The sequence below is a fragment of the Marinitenerispora sediminis genome, from assembly GCF_003336425.1.
GTDB classification, from domain to species: Bacteria; Actinomycetota; Actinomycetes; order Streptosporangiales; family Streptosporangiaceae; genus Marinitenerispora; species Marinitenerispora sediminis.
Genome location: NZ_QEIO01000108.1, coordinates 1 through 19,291 on the forward strand (window position 1 = coordinate 1; position 19,291 = coordinate 19,291).

Genomic DNA, 19,291 nt, shown 5'->3' on the forward strand with positions numbered 1-19,291 from the left:
CCGCGGTGGCGATGGGCGCCCGGGCTCGGCCGGCCCGCCCGCGCGCCCATCGCCACCGCGGCACCCGTGGCCCAGCCGCCGCCGGCTCGGCCAGCCCGCGCCCACCGGTCCTCCGGCGGCGGCGACCGCGGAGCCGGGCACCTCCGCCCCGACACCGGTGTCGGTGAAGACCACACCCCCGCGCGCAGCGCCGGAGCCGCACCGTGAACCCGCTCGGCACCGACGCACCGGGGCCGCCGCGGCCACTGGATCTGCGGCTCGCGGTGCCGGCCGGCGGGCTGTGGCTGGTGGCGCTGGTGCTGCTGCTCGGCGGATCGGCCCGAGCGGCCGCCGCCGTGGGGCTGGTGCTCGGCGCGGCCGCGGTGCTGCTCGTGCCGGCGGTGCGCCGGCCGCGTGCCGAGCGCTGGGCGGCTCCGCTGGTGGCGGTGCTGGTGTGCGCGGCCGCCGGAGCCTTCGGGGTGGCCGGCCGGCTGGCGGCGGTCGCGGGCAGTACCGTCTCCGCCGTCGCCGCGCGCGAGGGGCGCGCCGAGCTCGACGTGGTGGTCACCTCTGATCCGCGCTCGCGCTCCGGTCCCGCGGTTCCCGGGCGGCCCGGCATCATCGTCGAGGCGCGTGCGGAGCGCCTCGCGGTCGGCGGGGCGGTGCACCGGGAGCGGGTCCCCGTGGTGCTGCTGGTCTCCGGGGAGGAGTGGCGTCCGCTGGTGCCGAGCCAGCGGGTGCGGCTGCGCGGCAAGCTCGTCCCGGCGGAGGCCGGGGAGCTGACGGCGGCGCTGGTCCTGGTGCGGGGGCCGCCCGAGGAGGTCGGTCCGCCGTCGCGGGCGCAGGCGCTGGCGGGCACCGCCCGGGCGCGGCTGCGCGCGGCGTGTGCGCGGCTTCCGCAGCCGGAGCGCGGGCTGCTGCCGGCGCTGGTCGTCGGCGACGTCTCCCATCTCGACCCCATGACCGGCGAGGACTTCCGTACGGCTGGGATGACCCACCTGCTCACGGTGTCCGGGACCAACCTGGCCATCCTGACCGGTGCCGCGCTCGCCGTGGGGCGCTGGTGCCGCTGGCCGCGCTGGTGCACCGTGTCGGCGGGCGCCGCGATGATCGGGGTGTTCGTGCTCGTCGCGCGCCCGGAGCCCAGCGTGCTGCGTGCCGCGTTCATGGGGGCGATCGCCGTCGCGGCGCTCGGACTGGGCCGGGAGCGCACGGGGTTCGCCGCGCTGGCCGCCACCGTGGTCGGGCTCCTGCTGTTCGACCCCGGGCTGGCGCGCTCCTACGGGTTCGCGCTCTCGGTACTCGCCACGGCCGGCATCCTGCTGCTGGCGCCGCGCTGGTCCGAGCGGTGGTCCGCGCGGCTGCCCCGGTGGCTGGCCGACGCGGTCGCGGTGACACTGGCGGCCCACCTGATGTGCGTCCCGCTGCTGGTGCTGCTCTCGGCCGAGGTCAGCTGGATCGCGGTACCCGCCAATCTCGCCGCCGCGCCGGCGGTGCCTGCCGCTACGGTCGGCGGGTTCGCGGTGGCGGGGGTGGCGCTGCTGTGGCCGTGGGCGGCGGGTGTGCTGGTATGGCTTCCGGGCGCGGCGGTGGCGTGGATCGCGGCGGTGGCCGCGACCGCGTCCCGGGCACCGCACGGCGCGCTGCCCTGGCGCGACGACCTGCTCGGGCTGCTCGGCGCCGCCGTACTGGGGGCCCTCCTGGTCGCGGTGCGCGGGCGCGCCCGGCGGGCGCTCGCCGCGGTGCTGGCGGTGGTGCTGGCCACGGCTCTGGTGACGCACTGCGCCGCCCCATCATGGCCGCCGCGCGGATGGCTGCTGGTGGCCTGCGACGTGGGCCAGGGTGACGCCCTCGTCCTGTCGACCGGCGCCGGGCGGGCGGTGGTGGTGGACAGCGGCATCGATCCCGTCCTCGTGGACGGGTGCCTGCGCCAGCTCGCGGTCGCCGAGGTGTCGCTGCTGGTGCTCACCCATGACGACTCCGACCACGTCGGCGGCACGGCGGGCGTGCTGCGCGGCCGGACCGTGCACGCCGCTCTGGCGCCGCCCGGCTTCGCGGCCACCGCGACCGCACGGCGGCTCGCCGCGGCCCAGGTCCCGCTGCACGCGGGCACCGCGCGGTCGTCCTTCGGCGCGGGACCGTGGCGGTTCACGGTGCTGTGGCCCCGGGCCGACGACCCCGACGCCGGCTCCAACGACGGCAGCGTCGTGCTGCACGCCCGCTGGACGCCGCCGGACGGCGGGGCCGGGGCTCCGCTCACCGTCCTGCTCACCGGCGACGTCGAGGAGCCCGCCCAGCGGGCCCTGCTCAGCGAGCCCGCCGTGCACGGGGTGGACGTGCTGAAGACGCCGCACCACGGGGCCCGCACCCAGGAACCCGCCTTCGTCGCCGCCACCCGCGCCCGCGTCACGCTCACCTCGGTCGGCGCCGGCAACCCCTACGGCCACCCGGCCCCGCGCACCTGGCAGCTACTGGAGTCGCTGACCACGGCCAACTACCGGACCGACGTGCACGGCCACATCGCCGTCCTGAGCGGCACCGGCGGCCCGGCGGTCGCCCACCGGAAGGAGGAGCGGTGAAGGCGCCTCCGGGGCGCGGGCATCCCGCGTCCTCACCAGTCACCGGACAGCCGGTGCTTCACCTCGGCGATGCGCCGCTCGTCACGCCGGTAGAACACCCACTGCTTGATCCGGGTCCCGGTGACCAGCCCGGCCTTCGTCAGCACCCGCAGGTGCTCCCCCGCCGTGGGCTGGCTGACGCCGAGCTTGCGCGCGATGTGCAGGCCGCACACACCGTCGCGCGCCAGGTCGCCGTCGGCCTGCGGAGGGAAGTGCGCGGCCGGGTCGCGCAGCCACTCCAGGATAGCCAGCCGCCGGTCGTTCGCGAGGGCCTTCGCCACGCTGAGCTCGATCATTTCGGCATTATGCTTAGTCCCTGTCCGGATCGGCAAGTGCGTCCCGCCCGGCCGCCTCCGCATCCGGTGGCGGCCGTCCGGCCGCTCCGGTCGGCGGGGCATGGCATGCTCGGATACATGAGCACCGCCTCCGTCTCCGCGCTGTCCGTCGTCGTGGGCGACGAGGAGCTCCTCGTGGACCGCGCGGTCGCCGAACTGGTGGCGGCGGTCCGGGCCGGCGACCCCGAGGTCGACGTGCACGACCTGATGCCCGGCCAGGTCAGCGCCGGCAAGCTGGTCGAGGTGACGTCGCCGTCGCTGTTCGGGGAACGCCGGGTGGTGGTGCTGCGCTCGGCGCAGGACCTCACCAAGGACCTCGCCACCGAGGTCACCGGCTACCTCCGGGCGCCCGCGGACGACGTCGTGCTCGTCCTGGTGCACGCGGGCGGCGCCAAGGGGAAGGCGCTGCTGGACGCCGCCCTGAAGGCGGGCGCCACCCGGATCAACTGCGCCAAGCCCACCAAGGCCGCCGAACGGCTGGAGTTCCTCAAGGGCGAGTTCAGCCGGGCCGGCCGCCAGATCACCCGTGACGCCGCCCAGGCGCTCCTCGACGCGGTGGGCACCGACCTGCGCGAGATCGCCGCCGCCTGCACCCAGCTGGTCGCCGACACCGAGGGCCGGGTGGACGAGAAGGCCGTGGCCCGCTACCACACCGGCAAGGCCGAGGCCACCGGGTTCACCGTCGCGGACCGCGCCGTGGAGGGCCGCGTCGCCGAAGCGCTGGAGCAGCTGCGCTGGTCGCTGGCGGTCGGCACCGCGCCGGTGCTGATCAACAGCGCCCTGGCGGGCGCGGTGCGCGGTCTCGCCGTGGTGGTCCAGCCGCCCCGGGGCATCGCCGACGCCGAACTGGCGAAGCGCGCGAAGGTCCCGCCGTGGAAGCTGAAGTCACTGCGCCAGCAGGCCCGCGGCTGGAGCCCGCAGGGGGTGGCCCGCGCCCTGCAGGTGGTCGCGGAGACCGACGCGCTGATCAAGGGCGCCGGACGGGATCCCGCCTACGCGCTGGAGCGCGCGGTGATCGAGATCGGCACGGCACGCGGCCAGCGGAGATAACGCTCCGAGACGAGTTATCCACAGATTGTGCCGTACTCCTCCGTAACCGGGCGCCGGCGGTGCAGGCTGGTGTCCATGCGAATAAGGAGGCATGATGACCATCATGGCGACCAGCGAGGACCTGCTGCACGAGAGCGAATTCCGGCCGCTGACGGTGGACGATCTCGCGCGGCTGCCCGACGACGGCAAGCGCTACGAGCTGGTTGACGGGGTACTGATCGTGAGCGCGGCTCCCTTCAACATCCACCAACTCGTCGTCGACAACGTGGTGGCGCTGCTCCGGCACGCCGGGCGCCACGACCAGAGGTACCGGGCGTTCAGCGGCATCGGTCTGTCCCCCGATCAGCACAACCAGTACATCCCGGACGTCACCCTACTGGAGACGTCCCGCTTCACGGATCGGTACACCGACACCCCGCCCCCGCTGGTGGTCGAGGTCGCATCGGGCAGCACCGGACTGTACGACCGCAATCTCAAAAAGGACCGCTATCTGAAGTTCGGCGTCCCTGCCTACTGGATTATCGATCCCGACCGTAGGGCGCCGTCCCTGAGCGCGTACGAGCTCGCCGGAGGCCAGTACAAGCAAATCGCCCACGTGGTCGGCGACGAGCCGTTCACCGCTCTCCTACCTTTTCCCGTCCGAGTGGTGCCCAGCGAACTACTGGAGCTTTATCCGGAGTGGTAGCAGTCGGGCGGCCTCCCCAGGCCGCCCGGCTGCGAGGCCTACCGGATCGTCTCGCCGCCCCGCCACACGCGCAGCGCCTTGAGGCCGTACGCCCACGCGAACGCACCCTCGTGGTCGGCGTCCCACTGCACCATGTCGGCGTAGCGTCCGGGGGCGAGCACACCGCGGTCGGTCGCCCCGAGGGCGATGGCGCCGCCGACGGTGGCGGCGCGCAGGGCCTCCAGCACGCTCATGTTGAACATGGCGACGGCCATGCACACGGCCAGCGACATGACCGTCGATCCCGAGTGCGCCGGGTTGTGGTCGGTGCCCAGGGCCACCGGCACGCCGTGGTCGAGGAGGGCGCGCACCGGCGGAGTGCGGCGTTCGTGCAGCGAGGAGCTGGGGCAGACCACGACCGGCGTGCTGGACTTCGCGAGCGCGAGGACGTCGTCCTCGTCGGTCTCGTGCAGCAGGTCGACCGACGAGCACTGGATGTCGGCGGCCATGCGGACGGCCCCGTGCCGCGGTTTGGCGCAGGCGTGCATGCGGGTCTGCAGGCCGACCGAGCGCCCCATCGAGAGCAGCCACCGCGCGTCGTCGGGGGTGAACTGCTGGGAGTCGCAGTACACGTCCACCCCGTCGGCCCCGGCCTGGGCGGCGTCGCCCAGCCAGGAGCCCACGGCATCGACGTAGTCGCGCGGACGGCCGAAGTACTCGGGCGGCACCGCGTGCGCCGCGAAGAACGTGACGTGCAGCCGGGGCATCCCCGGCTCCTCCTCCAGGGAGCGCAGCAGCCGGACATCGGCCAGTTCGCCGTCGCGGGTGAGATGGTAGCCGGTCTTGGCCTCGACGGTGGTGGTGCCGGACAGCAGCCAGTGCCGCAGGCGTTCCCGCACCCCGTTGCAGAGGGTCCATGGGTCGGTTCCACGGGTCACCGTGACGGTGGAGGCGACTCCGCCGCCCGCGGCGGTGACCTCGGCCATGGACGCGCCGCTGGCCCGCATGGCGATCTCCGCCCAGCGGTTGCCCGCGTAGACGGGATGGGTGTGCGCGTCGATCAGCCCCGGGGTGACCAGCCCGCCGCTGAGGTTCTCGACCTCGTCGACGTCGACGATGTCGTCGATCACGCCGGGCAGGCTCTGGGGGAGCTCCGCGGCCGGCCCCACCCACGCCACCCGGTCGTGCTGCACAATCATCGCGGCGTTGCTGAGCAGGTCGGTCCCCGTCCACAGCCGCCCGATGTTCGTCAGCAGTCGTACCGTCATGGTCTCACCGCTCGCCCGCCCGAGCCGTCACGGCCGGCATGCCGCGGCGGATCCGGCATGCAAAGACACGTGAACAGTCATTACGCGACCTCGTCTTCGGGTGGCCTGACCCAGGGGGTAGGGGATTTCTTGGGGGTGTCTGGAATGCCGGGGGTGCACGGTCTCGCTCCAGTGAAGGAAACCGTAGTTCATTCCTCGACGTGATGTATAGCTCTCCGCGTAAACAGTGAACGGCGGAACACCCCGGGGCGTTCCGCCGTTCGGACCGAAATTGCGTTATCGCACGGCAACGGTGAATGCGTCGAGTTGGCCGGCCAGCGCCTCGGGCACGTAGGCGCGCAGGGCGGTGCCCTCGCCGGTGTGCTCCTCGGTGATGATCCGGCCCTCCTCGTGCACCCGCGAGACGAGGTCGCCCCGCTCGTAGGGGACCACCACCCGCACCTCGTGGTCGAGCCGCGGCAGCGCCTCCGCGATGGCGGCCACGAGCTCCTCCACGCCGGCGCCGGTGTGGGCCGAGACCTCGATCGCGCCGGGCTCCTTGGTGCGCAGCTGCTTGAGCAGGACCGGGTCGGCCGCGTCGGTCTTGTTGATGACGATGAGCTCGGGGACGTCGCGCGCACCGATCTCGCCGAACACCTCGCGCACCGACGCGAGCTGCTGCTCGGGGTCGGGGTGCGATCCGTCCACGACGTGCAGGATGAGGTCGGAGTCGGCGACCTCCTCCAGGGTGGACCGGAAGGCCTCGACCAGCTGGTGCGGCAGGTGCCGGACGAACCCGACGGTGTCGCTCAGCGTGAACGCGCGGCCGTCGGGGGTGCGGGCCTGGCGCACGGTGGGGTCGAGGGTGGCGAACAGCGCGTTCTCCACCAGCACGCCGGCGCCGGTGAGCCGGTTCAGCAGGCTGGACTTGCCGGCGTTGGTGTACCCGGCGATGGCGACGGCCGGAACCTGCCGAGTGCGCCGCCGGTCGCGCATGACGTCGCGGGCGGTGGCCATCTGCGCCAGCTGGCGGCGCAGCTTGGCCATCCGGCTGTTGATGCGCCGGCGGTCGGTCTCGATCTTGGTCTCACCGGGACCGCGCAGCCCCACGCCGCCGTTGCTGCCGGCGCGGCCGCCGGCCTGCCGGGACAGCGACTCGCCCCAGCCGCGCAGGCGCGGCAGCAGGTAGGTGAGCTGGGCGAGCTCCACCTGGGCCTTGCCCTCGCGGCTGCGGGCGTGCTGGGCGAAGATGTCGAGGATCAGCGCCGTGCGGTCGATGACCTTGACCTTGACGACCTCCTCCAGCTGGCGCAGCTGGCCGGGGGTGAGCTCACCGTCGCAGATGACGGTGTCGGCACCGGTGGCCTCGACGATCTCCCGCAGCTCCGCCGCCTTGCCCGCTCCGACGTAGGTCGCCGGGTCGGGCTTGGAGCGGCGCTGCGTGGCGCCTTCGAGGACCATCGCGCCCGCGGTCTCGGCGAGCTGCTTGAGCTCGATCAGGGAGTTGTCGGCGTCGAGCTGGGTTCCGCTGGTCCACACGCCGATGAGGACCACGCGCTCCAGGCGCAGGGACCGGTACTCGACCTCGGTGACGTCGGCGAGTTCGGTGGAGAGCCCGGCGACGCGGCGCAACGCGTGGCGGTCCTCCAGTTCGAGTTGGCCACGGTCGGGAATGTCCTGGGTACGGGCGTCCTCGCCGGCCCGCAGCGCGTCGACCTCGGAGTCGTCGACGACGAAGGCATCGCGCCGGACGTCTCGGCCGTCGAAGGGATCACGTTCGTTGAATTCAGTCATATCCATCCACAGTCAACGCGGGCTCGCCGCGAGTTCTTCCCTGCGATAGTGCCATCCCAACGTGCGGACGGCAGCTGATTTTCGCCGGGGCGGCCCCGCCGCGCCGGCCGGATCGCGAGCCCCGTGGTCGGGGGCCCAATTCCGGAGGCAAGAACGGTGATCCTTCCGACGGGGTGAATCGCCCCCGATGTTACGGAACCGCGCGGCCGCCGCGTCGTTGACCGCCGTCGCGAACGCGGGATAGCGTCATATTCCGCATCACAGAAACCAATTCCGCTTTGTGGAAGGACCAATCCCCATGGGTGCCACCACCGGGGTCGAGGTGACCGGCCCGCTGCACGACCGGTTCGACGAGATCCTCACCGAGGACGCTCTCGCGTTCGTGGCCGACCTGCACCGCAGGTTCGAGGACCGCCGGCAGGAGCTGCTGGCCGCCCGGCGGCGGCGCCAGGACGCGATCGCCGCCGGGGCGGACCTGGACTTCCTGCCCGAGACGCGGCAGATCCGCGCCGACCCCGGGTGGCGGGTCGCCCCGCCCGCGCCCGGCATCACCGACCGCCGGGTGGAGATCACCGGGCCCACCGACCGGAAGATGACGGTCAACGCCCTCAACTCGGGCGCCAAGGTCTGGCTGGCCGACTTCGAGGACGCCAACACCCCGCTGTGGGAGAACATGGTCGGCGGGCAGCTCAACCTGCGGGACGCGCTGGACCGCACCATCGACTTCACCACGCCCGAGGGCAAGAGCTACGCGCTGCGCGAGGACGCCGAGCTCGCCACCATCGTCGTGCGCCCGCGCGGCTGGCACCTGGACGAGAAGCACATCCTGGTGGACGGCCGGCGCACCGCCGGCGGCGTGGTGGACTTCGCCCTGTACCTGTTCCACTGCGCGCACCGCCAGCTGGCCAAGGGGAAGGGCCCCTACTTCTACCTCCCCAAGCTGGAGAGCCACCTTGAGGCCCGGCTGTGGAACGACATCTTCCTGCACGCCCAGGAGGCGCTCGGCATCCCGCGCGGCACCATCCGCGCCACCGTGCTGATCGAGACCATCCCGGCCGCCTTCGAGATGGAGGAGATCCTCTACGAGCTGCGTGAGCACTCCGCCGGCCTGAACGCCGGCCGCTGGGACTACCTGTTCAGCATCATCAAGACGCACCGCACCCGCGGCCGCGCCTTCCTGCTGCCCGAACGCAACGCCGTCACCATGACCCAGCCCTTCATGCGCGCCTACACCGAGCTGCTCGTCGCGACCTGCCACCGGCGCGGGGCGCACGCCATCGGCGGGATGGCCGCGTTCATCCCCAGCCGGCGCGACCCCGAGGTGAACCGCACCGCTCTGGCCAAGGTCCGCGACGACAAGGCACGGGAGTCCGGCGACGGGTTCGACGGCTCCTGGGTGGCGCACCCCGACCTCGTCCCGGTCTGCCGGGAGGTCTTCGACGGCGTGCTCGGCGACCGGCCGCACCAGATCGACCGGCTGCGCCCGGACGTCGACGTCAAGGCCGGCGACCTCCTCGCGGTGGACAGCGCCGCCGGCGGGGTGACCGAGGCCGGGCTGCGCAACAACGTCAGCGTCGGCATCCAGTACCTGGCGTCGTGGCTCGGCGGCAACGGCGCCGTGGCCGTCTTCAACCTGATGGAGGACGCCGCCACCGCGGAGATCTCCCGCTCGCAGATCTGGCAGTGGCTGCACAACGGGGTGACCCTTCAGGACGGACCGCGAGTCACGCGGGAGTACCTGGAGCGGGTCATCGCGGAGGAGGCCGACAAGATCCGCGCGGCCGCCGGGGCGGCCCACGACGCCGAGCGCCTGGGCCGCGCGGTCGAGCTGTTCACGGAGGTGGCACTCGCCGACGACTACGCCGACTTCCTCACCCTGCCGGCCTACGAGCGGATGCCCTGACCGCTGTCCCGAACCCCGACGAACGCGCCCGAAGGGGGCGATCTCCATGCCGGTTCCGGTCGGTCCGGAGGCGCTGGTACCGCGGCTGCGCGCCATCTGCGGCGACGCGGGCGTGCTCACCGACCCGGCCCAGCGCCGCACCTACGAGAGCGACGGGCTGACCTACCACGCCGAACTGCCCGGTGTGGTGGTGCTGCCCACCAGCACCGCGCAGGTCGCCGCGGTCGTCCGCCTGTGCGCCGAGGAGGGCGTCCCCTTCGTGCCGCGCGGGGCGGGGACCGGGCTGTCGGCCGGCGCGCTGCCGCGCTCGGACGGCGTCCTCGTGGTGACGTCGCGGATGCGGCGCATCCTGGAGGTCGACGTCGAGGCGCGGTGCGCCGTCGTCCAGCCCGGGGTGGCCAACCTCGACGTCACCCGCGCCGCCGCCCCGCACGGCTACTACTACGCCCCCGACCCCTCCAGCCAGCAGGTGTGCTCGGTGGGCGGCAACATCGCCGAGAACTCGGGCGGTGCGCACTGCCTGAAGTACGGGTTCACCGTCAACCACGTGCTCGGGTTGGAGATCGTCACCCCGGCCGGCGACGTCGTCCGGCTCGGCGGCAAGGTCGCCGAGGCTCCGGGCTACGACCTGATCGGCGCGTTCATCGGCTCGGAGGGCACGCTGGGGATCGCCACCGAGATCACCGTCCGGCTGCTGCGCGCCCCGGAGCGGGTGCGCACCCTGCTGGCGGCGTTCCCCACGATGGACGCCGGCGGCCGGGCGGTGTCGGCGGTCATCGCTGCCGGCGTCCTGCCGGCGGCGATCGAGATGATGGACGCGCTGGCGATCGAGGCGGCCGAGGCGGCGGTGGCGTGCCACTACCCGAAGGGCGCCGGCGCGGTGCTCATCGTGGAGCTCGACGGTCCCGCGGCCGACGTCGACGCCCAGTTCGCGGCCGTCACGGCGCTGTGCCGGGAGGCCGGCGCCACCGAGCTCCGCACCGCCACCGACGCGGCCGAGCGCGCCCGCATCTGGAAGGGGCGCAAGTCGGCCTTCGCCGCGGTCGGCCGGATCAGCCCCTCCTACATCGTGCAGGACGGGGTGGTGCCGCGCACGGCGCTGCCGGAGGTGCTGCGCCGCATCGCCGACCTGTCCGCCGAGTCGGGGATCCGGGTGGCCAACGTGTTCCACGCCGGCGACGGCAACCTGCACCCGCTGGTGCTGTTCGACGACGCGGAGCCCGGCGCCGCCGAGCGCGCCGCGGAGGTGTCCGGGGCCATCCTCGACCTGTGCGTCGAGCACGGCGGCTCCATCACGGGCGAGCACGGCGTGGGCGTGGACAAGGCGTGCCACATGCCGGACATGTTCTCCCCGGCCGACCTGGCCACGATGGACCTGTTCCGGCGGGCGATCGACCCCGCGGGCATCGCCAACCCCGAGAAGCTGCTGCCGACGCCGCGGCTGTGCGGCGAGCCGCCGGGCGTGCGCACCGACGTGCACCCACTGGTGGCGTCCGGCGAGGCGGAACTGTTCTGAACTGCGGGCCCGGCTTCGCCGGGGCCGGGCGACGGAGGCGGCATGGGCGAGACAACGAGGGCGCAGGGAGCGGTCCCCCCGCGGGGCGGGGCCGCCGAGGCGGCCGGGCGCGCGCTGGCCGGGGCAGCGCCGGACGGCGGCGCGGCGGTCCGGCCGGGCACGCCCGCCGACGCGGTCGGCGGTGTCCGGCCGGCGTACGTGGCCGCGCCGGCGGACCCGGCGGCCGCCGCGGCGGTGCTGGCGGTCGCCGCCGAGCACGCTCTCACGGTGGTGCCGCGCGGCAACGGCACCAAGATCGACTGGGGCGGCCCGCCGCGCGACTGCGACCTGGTGCTGGAGACCACCTCGCTGACCGGGATCGAGCACGCGGTGGGCGACCTGGTGGTACGCGCCGGGGCAGGCGTCCCGGTGGCCGACCTGCAGGCCGCGCTCGGGAGCGCCGGCCAGCGGCTGGCGGTGGACACCGTGGTGCCGGGCTCGACCGTCGGCGGCATGGTGGCCACCGGACTGTCCGGGCCGCGCCGGATCCTGCACGGCCCGGTCCGCGACCTCGTCATCGGGATGACGGTGCTGCGCGCCGACGGCGTCGCGGCCCGTTCCGGCGGCGCGGTCGTGAAGAACGTGGCCGGGTACGACCTGGGCAAGCTGCACACCGGCGCCTACGGCACGCTGGGCGTGATCGTGTCGGTCACCTTCCGGCTGCACCCGGTGCCGCCGGCGCTGCGCCTGCTGCGGGCCGCCGCGCCGGGCCCCGAGGCGCTGCGGGAGTGGGCCGCGGCGGTACTGCACTCCCCCACCGCGCCCTCGGCCGTGGAGCTGGACTGGCCGCCCGAGGGAGACCCCGAGCTGGCGGTGCTGCTGGAGGGCGCGGCGGCCGGCCTGGACGCCCGCGGTGCGGCGGTCGCGGCGGTGCTGCCGGAACCCCCGCACCACGCCGACGCCCTGCCCCCGGGATGGGGCGAGCTGCCGGGCGCGCCCGGTGACACCCTGCTCCGGGTGGTGGCACCGCCTCCGGAGGCGGTGCGCGCCGCCGCCGTACTGCGCGACGCGGGCCGGGCGCGGGGGATCCTGGCCGCGGTCCGCGGTTCGCTGGGGACCGGGGTCCTGCACGCGGCCGTGCCCGCCGACGCCCCGCCGGAGGCCGTCGCGGCCGTCGTGGCGGCGGCGCGGGCCGCGCTCGCCGGCGCGCCCGGCGGCGCGGTCACGGTCCCGCACGCCGCCCCGCCGGTCCGCGCGGCCGGGCTCGACCTGTGGGGCGAGGTGCCCGGAGCCGCGCTGATGCGCGCGATCAAGGACCGGTTCGACCCCGGTCACCGGCTCTCCCCGGGACGACTCATGGAGGGGATCTGAAATGCCAGGGACCACCCCGCCGCCGCAGCCACCGCGCCCGCCCGCCGAGGGCCGCGGAGCGGATCCCGCCGCGCCCGCGACGTTCGAGGACCTGCTCTCCGACTGCGTGCACTGCGGCTTCTGCCTGCCGACCTGCCCGACCTACGTGCTGTGGGGCGAGGAGATGGACTCGCCGCGCGGCCGGATCCACCTCATGGGGCAGAGCCGCCAAGACGGTGTGCTCACCGGGACGGCCGTGCGGCACTTCGACAACTGCCTGGGCTGCCTGGCGTGCGTCTCGGCGTGCCCGTCGGGGGTGCGCTACGACGCGCTGATCGAGACCGCGCGGGCCGACGTCGAGCGGGAGCACGAGCGCCCGCTGGGCGAACGGCTGCTCCGGGCCGCGGTCTTCGCGCTGTTCCCGTACCGCGGGCGGCTGCGGCTGCTCCGCGGCCCGCTGCGCGGCTACCAGGCGAGCGGGCTGTCCCGGCTGCTGCGCCGCAGCGGGCTCCTGGACCGGCTGCCGCCGTCGCTGGCCGCCATGGAGCGCCTGGCGCCGCCGCTGCGGCCGGCACCCCGGCTGCCGGAGCGGGTCCGGGCACGGGGCCGGCGGCGCGCCACCGTGGGCATGCTCACGGGCTGCGTCCAAGGCGCGTTCTTCCCGCAGGTCAACACCGCCACCGCGCGCGTGCTGGCCTCCGACGGCTGCGAGGTGGTGATCCCGCGGCGGCAGGGCTGCTGCGGAGCGCTGTCGGCGCACGCCGGCCGGGCGGAGGAGGCGGCGCGGTTCGCGCGCTCCACCGTCGCGGCGTTCGAGCGGGCCGGGGTCGACGTCGTCGTGGTGAACTCGGCGGGCTGCGGCAGCACCATGAAGCACTACGCCGACGTGCTGGCCAACGCCGCCGGCGGCGACGGCTGGGCGCGGCGGGCCGAGCGGCTCGGCGCGAAGGTCCGGGACGTGACCGAGTTCCTCGCCGACCTGGGCCCGGCGGCCGAGCGGCACCCGCTGCCCATCCGCGCGGCCTACCACGACGCCTGCCACCTCTCGCACGGCCAGGGCGTCCGCGAGCAGCCCCGCGACCTGCTGCGCGCCGTACCGGAACTGGAGCTCGTCGACGTGGCCAACCCCGACATCTGCTGCGGCTCAGCCGGGATCTACAACCTGCTGCGCCCCGAACCCGCCGCGGAGCTCGGGCGGCGCAAGAGCGCCGACGTGCGCGCGACCGGCGCTCCGCTGCTGGTCGCCGGCAACCCCGGGTGCGCCCTGCAGATCGCAGCCGCGATGGGCGCCGACGGCGAGGCGCCGGCCGTCGCGCACACCGTGCAGGTGCTGGACGCCTCCATCCGCGGCCTGCCGCCGGCGCACCTGCTCGGCGGCCGGCGCGGCGGGTGAGCGTCGCGGAGCGGACGGGTCCGCGAGCGCGCGGCTACTCCACGAACCCGATGTCGTCGTAGTCGACGGCCGCGAAGCCGGCCGCGCCGAGGTTCGCGACGTCGCGTCGCACGGCCACCAGTTCCGGGCGCTGGTAGAGCGGCAGGGTGTGCCCGGCCTCCCACAGCAGGCGGTCGGCCTCGTTGACACTGGCGAGCGCCTGCGCGGCGTCCAGTGTGGCCATGGCCTCGGCCAGGGCGGCGTCGATCTCCGGCGACCCGATGCGGCCGACGTTGGTCCGCCACTGGGGGCTGCCGTCGGCGTCGGGAACGGCGTCGGACCACTGCTGCATCGACTGCGAGACGGGGTAGCCGCCACCGTTGTTCACGAACGAGACCAGGTCGTAGTTGCCCGGGACCACGTAGCCGCTGAACAGCTCGTCGGCGGGCACCGCCTCGATCTCCACCTGGATGCCGATGTCGCCGAGCATGGCCTGCACGAGTTCGGCCTCGTTGCGTGCGGGCTGGAAGCCCTGGGGTACGACGTAGCGGAGGCTGAGGGGGGTGCCGCCCCGGGTCCGCACCTCGCCGGGGCCGTCGCTGGTCCAGCCGGCGCCCTCGAGTAGCTCCGCCGCGCGCTCCGGGTCGTGGCGCCCCCACGGGCCGCTGTTGTCGGCGTAGCCCTGCTGGTTGGGCAGCAGGAGGCGGTTGTTCGGCACGGTGGCCGGCCAGCCGATGGCGCTGAACGCGGACTCGGCGACGGCGGTCCGGTCGATGCCGAGGAAGACGGCGTGCCGGACGTCGACGTCGGACAGCGCCGGGCTCTCGCCGTTGAGGGTGATGTGCCGGTAGTCGGGGGCGAGGGCGGCGCGCACCTCCCCCTCGGGAACGGAGCTCGCCCGTTCGTAGGAGCCGGCGTCGATGGCGAGCGCGTAGACGTCGACGCCGCCGTCCTGGAACGCGCTGTCCAGGGCGTCCGGGCCCATGGCGCGGTAGATGATCCGGTCCAGCAGGGCCGGCTCCCCCCACCAGTCGTCGTCGCGGACCACGGTGACGGTCCGCGCCGTGCGGTCGGTCTCCTCCAGCGTGAAGGGACCGGCCGTGACCGGGATGTCGTCGAGGTAGCCGGTGTTGAACCGCTCCGGGGTGGCCGTGTAGGCGGCGGGCAGCAGCGGGTGGAACAGCGCGGGGTAGTCGGCGAAGGGCCGGTCGAACGCGATGACGACCTCGAAGTCGTCGGCGCCGCGCGTGACCTCGGTGATCTGCTGGTAGCCGGTGGCGCTGTTGATCTGGTACTCGGGGTCGCGCCCCGAGAGCGCCTCGGCCATCTGCGCGTAGTCCCGCCAGGTGATGGGGGTGCCGTCGGACCACCGGGCGTCGGGGTTCAACCGCAGGGTGACGGTCTGCTGGGGCTCGGCCCGCACGTCGACGTCCTCGACGAAGTCGGGGTCCGGGCGGGGGCGTGCGTCGGTGTCGAGGTCGAAGGGGGTCGGCAGTAGCGCCTCCATGACCGTTCCGACGGTGCTGACGGTACCGTTCGCGTGGTGGGGGTTCCACTGCGCGGGGAAGTCGTTGATGCCCCAGCGCAGGGTGCCGCCCTGGGCGAGCTCGGAGCGGTCCACCGGGTTGGTGTCCGAGGACGGCAGCTGGGAGGCGGCCACGTCCGGCGGGTCGTCGGGGCCGGCCTGGCACCCGGTCAGAGCGGCGACGAGCACCGCGCTCACGGCTCCGGCGAGACTCCGACGCACGTACCGCACCCGCACCTGTCCCCCAATGCCGCGCACCGCCGGTGAACCCGCGAGAACGGTGCCGTTCTGCCGGCGGCGCTGCCACGAGGGTAACGCCCCGTGACCAATCGACCTAAATGCACTTATCGAACAATTGGGAAATACTACTGCGCGCGGAACGTGATCCAGTGACCGTTTCGGGGACTTCATCGGGTTTTCACATGGCCGGCCGCCTGACCTCGGTGTCAGCCCACGCGCACCCGCGGGTCCAGCAGAAACCGCGCCACATCCGACACCAGGGACGCGGTGATCACGCAGAGTGCACCGAAGGCGCAGACCGCCGCGACCGCGTTGACGTCGCCCCGGGCCACCGACGCCATCAGCAGCTCCCCCACCCCGTGCCACCCGAAGACGGTCTCGGTGAAGACCGCACCGGTGAGCAGCGCCGCCGCGGAGTGCCCGGAGTAGGTGACCGCGGGGACGAGGGCCGTGCGCAGCGCGTGCCGCAGCAGCGCCGTCCGCCGCGGCAGGCCCTTGGCCCGGGCCGTGCGCACGTACTCGGCTTCGGCCTCGTCGGCCATGAGGCCCCGCTGGTAGCGGCTCAGCACGGCCGTGAACGGCAGCGCCAGCGCCACCGTGGGCAGTACGAGGTGCTGCGCCCGGTTCAGCAGCCCGTCCCAGAAGCCGCTCGTGAGCCCGGGCGTGAACTCACCGGTGGTGCGCAGCAGGTCGACGCCGGCCGCCTGGTTCAGCCAGACCGCACCGGTCTGCAGGCACACGGCGATCACCACCGTCGGCACCGACACCACCACCACGGCCCCGGCCGTGGCCATCCTGTCCACCGCACCGCGGCGCCGCGCGCCCGCCCACGCACCCAGCAGCACGCCCGCCGCCGTGCCCGCGAGCGTCCCGAGGGTGAGCAGCCGGACGCTCACCCCGATGCGGCGCGCCATCTCGTCGTTGACGGACTGCCCGTCCCAGGTCCGGCCGAAGTCACCGCGCAGCACGCCGCCGGCCCAGGTGGCGTACCGCTCGGCGAGCGGGACCCGGTTGTCGAGGTTGTACTCCGCCAGGACGGCGTCGACCACGTGCTCCGGAGGCGGCGGCCGCTGCCCCTCGTAGTTGCCGCGCGGATCGAGCGCCGACGCCGCGAGCAGGTAGCAGCAGCTGGCGGAGGCCACCAGGAGCAGGACGTGGCTCAGCAGGCGTCCCAGCAGGAAGCGCGGCACCGTGCCTCCCCCGCCGGAATCACTTCGCCAGGTGGACGTCACCCTCGGCGACGATGACCGCGGGGCCGCGCAGGCGGGCGTCTCCGGCGTCCAGGGTGACGACGCACTCGCCGCCGGGGACCCGCACCCGCCACACGGCGGGAGCTCCCGCTCCGGCCGCGGCGTCGGCGGCGGCCGCGGCCGCCACGATGCCGGTCCCGCACGAGCGGGTCTCCGCGGACCCCCGCTCGTACACCCGCATCTCCAGCGTCCCCGGCTCCAGCACCCGGTAGACCTCGACGTTCGCCCCGTCGGGGAACGCCTCCCGGTCCAGTACCGGGGCCCGGCCCAGGTCCACCTCGGCCACCGGCCGCGAGACCGCGCAGGCCAGGTGCGGGTTCCCCACCGAGATGCGGCTGCCGCGCACCGGCCCGTCCGCCAGGACGGCGCCGCCCTCACCGAGGAAGCGGACCGGCCCCATGTCCACGGTGATCTCACCGTCGTCCTCGACGGTGACGCGCCGCGCACCGGCCCGGGTGCCGACCTCGAAGACGCCGGCGGCCACCAGGCCGGTCGCCACCAGGTACCGGGCGAACACCCGGACCCCGTTGCCGCACATCTCGGCGATACTGCCGTCGGCGTTGCGGTAGTCCATGAACCACTCGCACCCCTCGGCCGACTCGGCGCCCGGGGGCAGCGACTCGCCGAGCGCCTTGGTGCGCACCACGCGCAGGACCCCGTCGCCGCCGATCCCGGCCCGGCGGTCGCAGAGCGCGGCGACCTGGGAGGCGGTGAGGTCCAGGCCGCCCTCAGGGTCCGGCAGGATCACGAAGTCGTTCTCGGTGCCGTGGCCTTTGGCGAATCGCATGGTGATCATCCTACGGCCTGTCCGGCGGGACGATGCGGGGTGAACAGGACGGCACCGGGGCAGTACCGGCACGCTGCCACACTGGAGGGGTGAGCACAGTGATCGCGGTCGTGGGAGCGACCGCAGCGGGCAAGTCCGACCTCGGCGTCGACCTCGCGACCGCGCTCGGCGCGCAGGGCACCCCGGGCGAGGTCGTGAACGCCGACTCCATGCAGCTGTACCGCGGCATGGACGTCGGCACGGCGAAGCTCACCGTGCCCGAGCGCCGGGGAGTACCGCACCATCTGCTCGACATCTGGCCGGTGACCGAGGCGGCCAACGCCGCGGAGTACCAGCGGCTGGCCCGCGCCCGCGTCGAGGCGCTGCTGGCCGACGGCCGGGCGCCGATCCTCGTCGGCGGTTCCGGACTGTACGTGCGGGCCGTCCTGGACGAACTGGAGTTCCCGGGCACCGACCCGAAGGTGCGCCGGCGGCTGGAGGCCGAACTGGCGCAGGTCGGACCGGCCGCCCTGCACGCCCGGCTGGCCCGCGTGGACCCGGCGGCGGCCGCCGCCATCCTGCCCAGCAACGGCCGGCGCGTGGTGCGGGCGCTGGAGGTCGTCGAGCTGACCGGCCGCCCGTTCACCGCCACCCTGCCCGAGCACGTCTCGCGTTACCCGTGCGTGCAGATCGGCCTGTCGGTGCCCCGCCCGGAGCTTGACGAGCGGATCGAGCGCCGAGTGCACCGCATGTGGGCGGCCGGGCTGGTCGAGGAGGTCCGGGAACTGGAGAAGGCCGGCCTGCGCGAGGGCCGCACCGCCTCCCGCGCGCTGGGCTACGCCCAGGTGCTGCGCTTCCTGGCCGGCGAGTGCGACGAGGAGACCGCGCGAGCCGAGACGGTGCAGGCCACCCGGAAGTTCGCCCGCCGCCAGGAGTCCTGGTTCCGACGCGACCCGCGCATCCACTGGCTGCCCTACGACGCCGCGGACCTCACCGAGCGGGCGCTGCGCCTGGTGGCGCCGGCGGCCGCCTAGGTGTACAGGCCGTTGAGGTCGCGGCACACCCGGGGGAAGAGGACGAGCAAGGACGGCCCCCGGTACCGTCGCGGATGACGCACGCCCGCCCGGACCCCGCGTGATCGAGGACGCCCGTCCCCTGCGCCGCGCCGCCGAACCTTCCAGGCCGACCCCGCCACCGCCCAACGCTGGGCCGACCGCTACCGCGGCCACGGCGGCACCGGCGTGCACGAGCCCGACCGAAGCGCCGCGGGCCCGGGACGGCCCGCCACCGCGGCCGCCCCGGCCGTCGGGGTCGGCGCTGCCCCTGGTCACGCGGCGGGAAGCCGCTGGGGCCGCGGTTGTGTCCGTGGCGGGTCGAAGGCAGGACGTGGTCGTCGAGATGGACGTAGCAGCGCGGTGAGAAGGGCGTCCACCTCAGTCTTCCCACACCGGTCCCGGGCGCCCTTCGCCATGCCCGCAGCCGGTTCAGCGAACTCCCATCAACGATCTGGGTGTACTGACCATGGAGGTTGGTAACACGGGCCCCGGCTAGGGCAACGAAGAGGGCTTCCGGTACCGGTGTGGAGGCGACACCTGCACTGGTGACCAGGAAACCCTCGATGCCCCACACCACCCACGCCAACGCCCGCCTGCCCCCGCCGGGCGACTGGCGCTGGCCCGCTGCGTCGTCGACGACGCAGCGGG

14 protein-coding genes are annotated in these 19,291 nt (G+C 74.3%); 8 read left to right on the top strand and 6 right to left on the bottom strand.

Annotation, left to right across the window (positions count from 1 at the left end):
- Window positions 1-203: 203 nt before the first annotated feature.
- On the top strand, window positions 204-2,558 hold the full coding sequence (locus DEF28_RS19110) for a ComEC/Rec2 family competence protein (RefSeq protein ID WP_114433272.1): 2,355 nt from the start codon (window positions 204-206) through the stop codon (window positions 2,556-2,558).
- Between the two features lie 32 nt (window positions 2,559-2,590).
- Here the strand turns inward: DEF28_RS19110 and DEF28_RS19115 are convergent, their stop codons facing one another.
- The gene (locus DEF28_RS19115) at window positions 2,591-2,893 is read right to left on the bottom strand and encodes an ArsR/SmtB family transcription factor (protein ID WP_114399090.1); all 303 of its coding nucleotides are present in this window, start codon (window positions 2,891-2,893) and stop codon (window positions 2,591-2,593) included.
- Between the two features lie 117 nt (window positions 2,894-3,010).
- Here DEF28_RS19115 and holA point away from each other — a divergent pair, with 117 nt between their 5' ends.
- Window positions 3,011-3,982, top strand: a complete 972-nt coding sequence (gene holA / locus DEF28_RS19120; RefSeq protein ID WP_114399101.1) for a DNA polymerase III subunit delta — start codon at window positions 3,011-3,013, stop codon at window positions 3,980-3,982.
- A gap of 91 nt (window positions 3,983-4,073) precedes the next feature.
- Window positions 4,074-4,667: a Uma2 family endonuclease gene (locus DEF28_RS19125; RefSeq protein ID WP_114399091.1), complete on the top strand. Its 594-nt coding sequence runs from the start codon at window positions 4,074-4,076 to the stop codon at window positions 4,665-4,667.
- A 38-nt stretch (window positions 4,668-4,705) separates the two neighbouring features.
- On the opposite strand, the gene DEF28_RS19130 is transcribed toward DEF28_RS19125, so the two are convergent.
- Window positions 4,706-5,914 (bottom strand): amidohydrolase family protein, encoded by a 1,209-nt coding sequence (locus tag DEF28_RS19130; RefSeq protein WP_114399092.1) that lies wholly within the window; start codon window positions 5,912-5,914, stop codon window positions 4,706-4,708.
- 276 nt (window positions 5,915-6,190) lie between these two features.
- Window positions 6,191-7,693 (bottom strand): GTPase HflX, encoded by a 1,503-nt coding sequence (gene hflX / locus DEF28_RS19135; RefSeq protein WP_114399093.1) that lies wholly within the window; start codon window positions 7,691-7,693, stop codon window positions 6,191-6,193.
- 292 nt (window positions 7,694-7,985) lie between these two features.
- Here hflX and aceB point away from each other — a divergent pair, with 292 nt between their 5' ends.
- From aceB to DEF28_RS19155, 4 genes are read left to right on the top strand one after another with little or no spacing between them, the layout of a single operon-like run.
- Window positions 7,986-9,590 carry a malate synthase A gene (gene aceB / locus DEF28_RS19140; RefSeq protein WP_114399094.1) on the top strand — a complete coding sequence of 535 codons (1,605 nt, stop codon included), beginning with the start codon at window positions 7,986-7,988 and terminating at the stop codon, window positions 9,588-9,590.
- A 46-nt stretch (window positions 9,591-9,636) separates the two neighbouring features.
- Window positions 9,637-11,106: an FAD-linked oxidase C-terminal domain-containing protein gene (locus DEF28_RS19145; RefSeq protein WP_114399095.1), complete on the top strand. Its 1,470-nt coding sequence runs from the start codon at window positions 9,637-9,639 to the stop codon at window positions 11,104-11,106.
- A 42-nt stretch (window positions 11,107-11,148) separates the two neighbouring features.
- Window positions 11,149-12,456 (top strand): FAD-binding oxidoreductase, encoded by a 1,308-nt coding sequence (locus tag DEF28_RS19150; protein WP_114399096.1) that lies wholly within the window; start codon window positions 11,149-11,151, stop codon window positions 12,454-12,456.
- Window position 12,457: 1 nt separating this feature from the next.
- Window positions 12,458-13,828, top strand: a complete 1,371-nt coding sequence (locus tag DEF28_RS19155; RefSeq protein WP_114399097.1) for a (Fe-S)-binding protein — start codon at window positions 12,458-12,460, stop codon at window positions 13,826-13,828.
- A 34-nt stretch (window positions 13,829-13,862) separates the two neighbouring features.
- Here DEF28_RS19155 and DEF28_RS19160 read toward each other — a convergent pair whose 3' ends face one another.
- The 3 genes from DEF28_RS19160 to dapF form a co-directional block, all read right to left on the bottom strand.
- Window positions 13,863-15,554 carry an ABC transporter family substrate-binding protein gene (locus tag DEF28_RS19160; protein WP_233515406.1) on the bottom strand — a complete coding sequence of 564 codons (1,692 nt, stop codon included), beginning with the start codon at window positions 15,552-15,554 and terminating at the stop codon, window positions 13,863-13,865.
- A gap of 224 nt (window positions 15,555-15,778) precedes the next feature.
- Window positions 15,779-16,762: an ABC transporter permease gene (locus DEF28_RS19165; RefSeq protein WP_114399099.1), complete on the bottom strand. Its 984-nt coding sequence runs from the start codon at window positions 16,760-16,762 to the stop codon at window positions 15,779-15,781.
- 19 nt (window positions 16,763-16,781) lie between these two features.
- Window positions 16,782-17,609 carry a diaminopimelate epimerase gene (dapF, locus tag DEF28_RS19170; protein ID WP_114399102.1) on the bottom strand — a complete coding sequence of 276 codons (828 nt, stop codon included), beginning with the start codon at window positions 17,607-17,609 and terminating at the stop codon, window positions 16,782-16,784.
- Window positions 17,610-17,698: 89 nt separating this feature from the next.
- Here dapF and miaA point away from each other — a divergent pair, with 89 nt between their 5' ends.
- A complete protein-coding gene (gene miaA / locus DEF28_RS19175) occupies window positions 17,699-18,622 on the top strand; it encodes a tRNA (adenosine(37)-N6)-dimethylallyltransferase MiaA (protein ID WP_233515407.1) in 924 nt (307 codons plus the stop codon).
- Window positions 18,623-19,291: the final 669 nt, after the last annotated feature.

Excerpts from the sequence above, each read along its gene's own strand:
- DEF28_RS19115 (WP_114399090.1), bottom strand. The coding sequence starts at position 2,893 with ATGATCGAGCTCAGCGTGGCGAAGGCCCTCGCGAACGACCGGCGGCTG.
- holA (WP_114399101.1), top strand. The coding sequence starts at position 3,011 with ATGAGCACCGCCTCCGTCTCCGCGCTGTCCGTCGTCGTGGGCGACGAG.
- DEF28_RS19125 (WP_114399091.1), top strand. The coding sequence starts at position 4,074 with ATGATGACCATCATGGCGACCAGCGAGGACCTGCTGCACGAGAGCGAA.
- DEF28_RS19130 (WP_114399092.1), bottom strand. The coding sequence starts at position 5,914 with ATGACGGTACGACTGCTGACGAACATCGGGCGGCTGTGGACGGGGACC.
- hflX (WP_114399093.1), bottom strand. The coding sequence starts at position 7,693 with ATGGATATGACTGAATTCAACGAACGTGATCCCTTCGACGGCCGAGAC.
- aceB (WP_114399094.1), top strand. The coding sequence starts at position 7,986 with ATGGGTGCCACCACCGGGGTCGAGGTGACCGGCCCGCTGCACGACCGG.
- DEF28_RS19145 (WP_114399095.1), top strand. The coding sequence starts at position 9,637 with ATGCCGGTTCCGGTCGGTCCGGAGGCGCTGGTACCGCGGCTGCGCGCC.
- DEF28_RS19150 (WP_114399096.1), top strand. The coding sequence starts at position 11,149 with ATGGGCGAGACAACGAGGGCGCAGGGAGCGGTCCCCCCGCGGGGCGGG.
- DEF28_RS19155 (WP_114399097.1), top strand. The coding sequence starts at position 12,458 with ATGCCAGGGACCACCCCGCCGCCGCAGCCACCGCGCCCGCCCGCCGAG.
- dapF (WP_114399102.1), bottom strand. The coding sequence starts at position 17,609 with ATGCGATTCGCCAAAGGCCACGGCACCGAGAACGACTTCGTGATCCTG.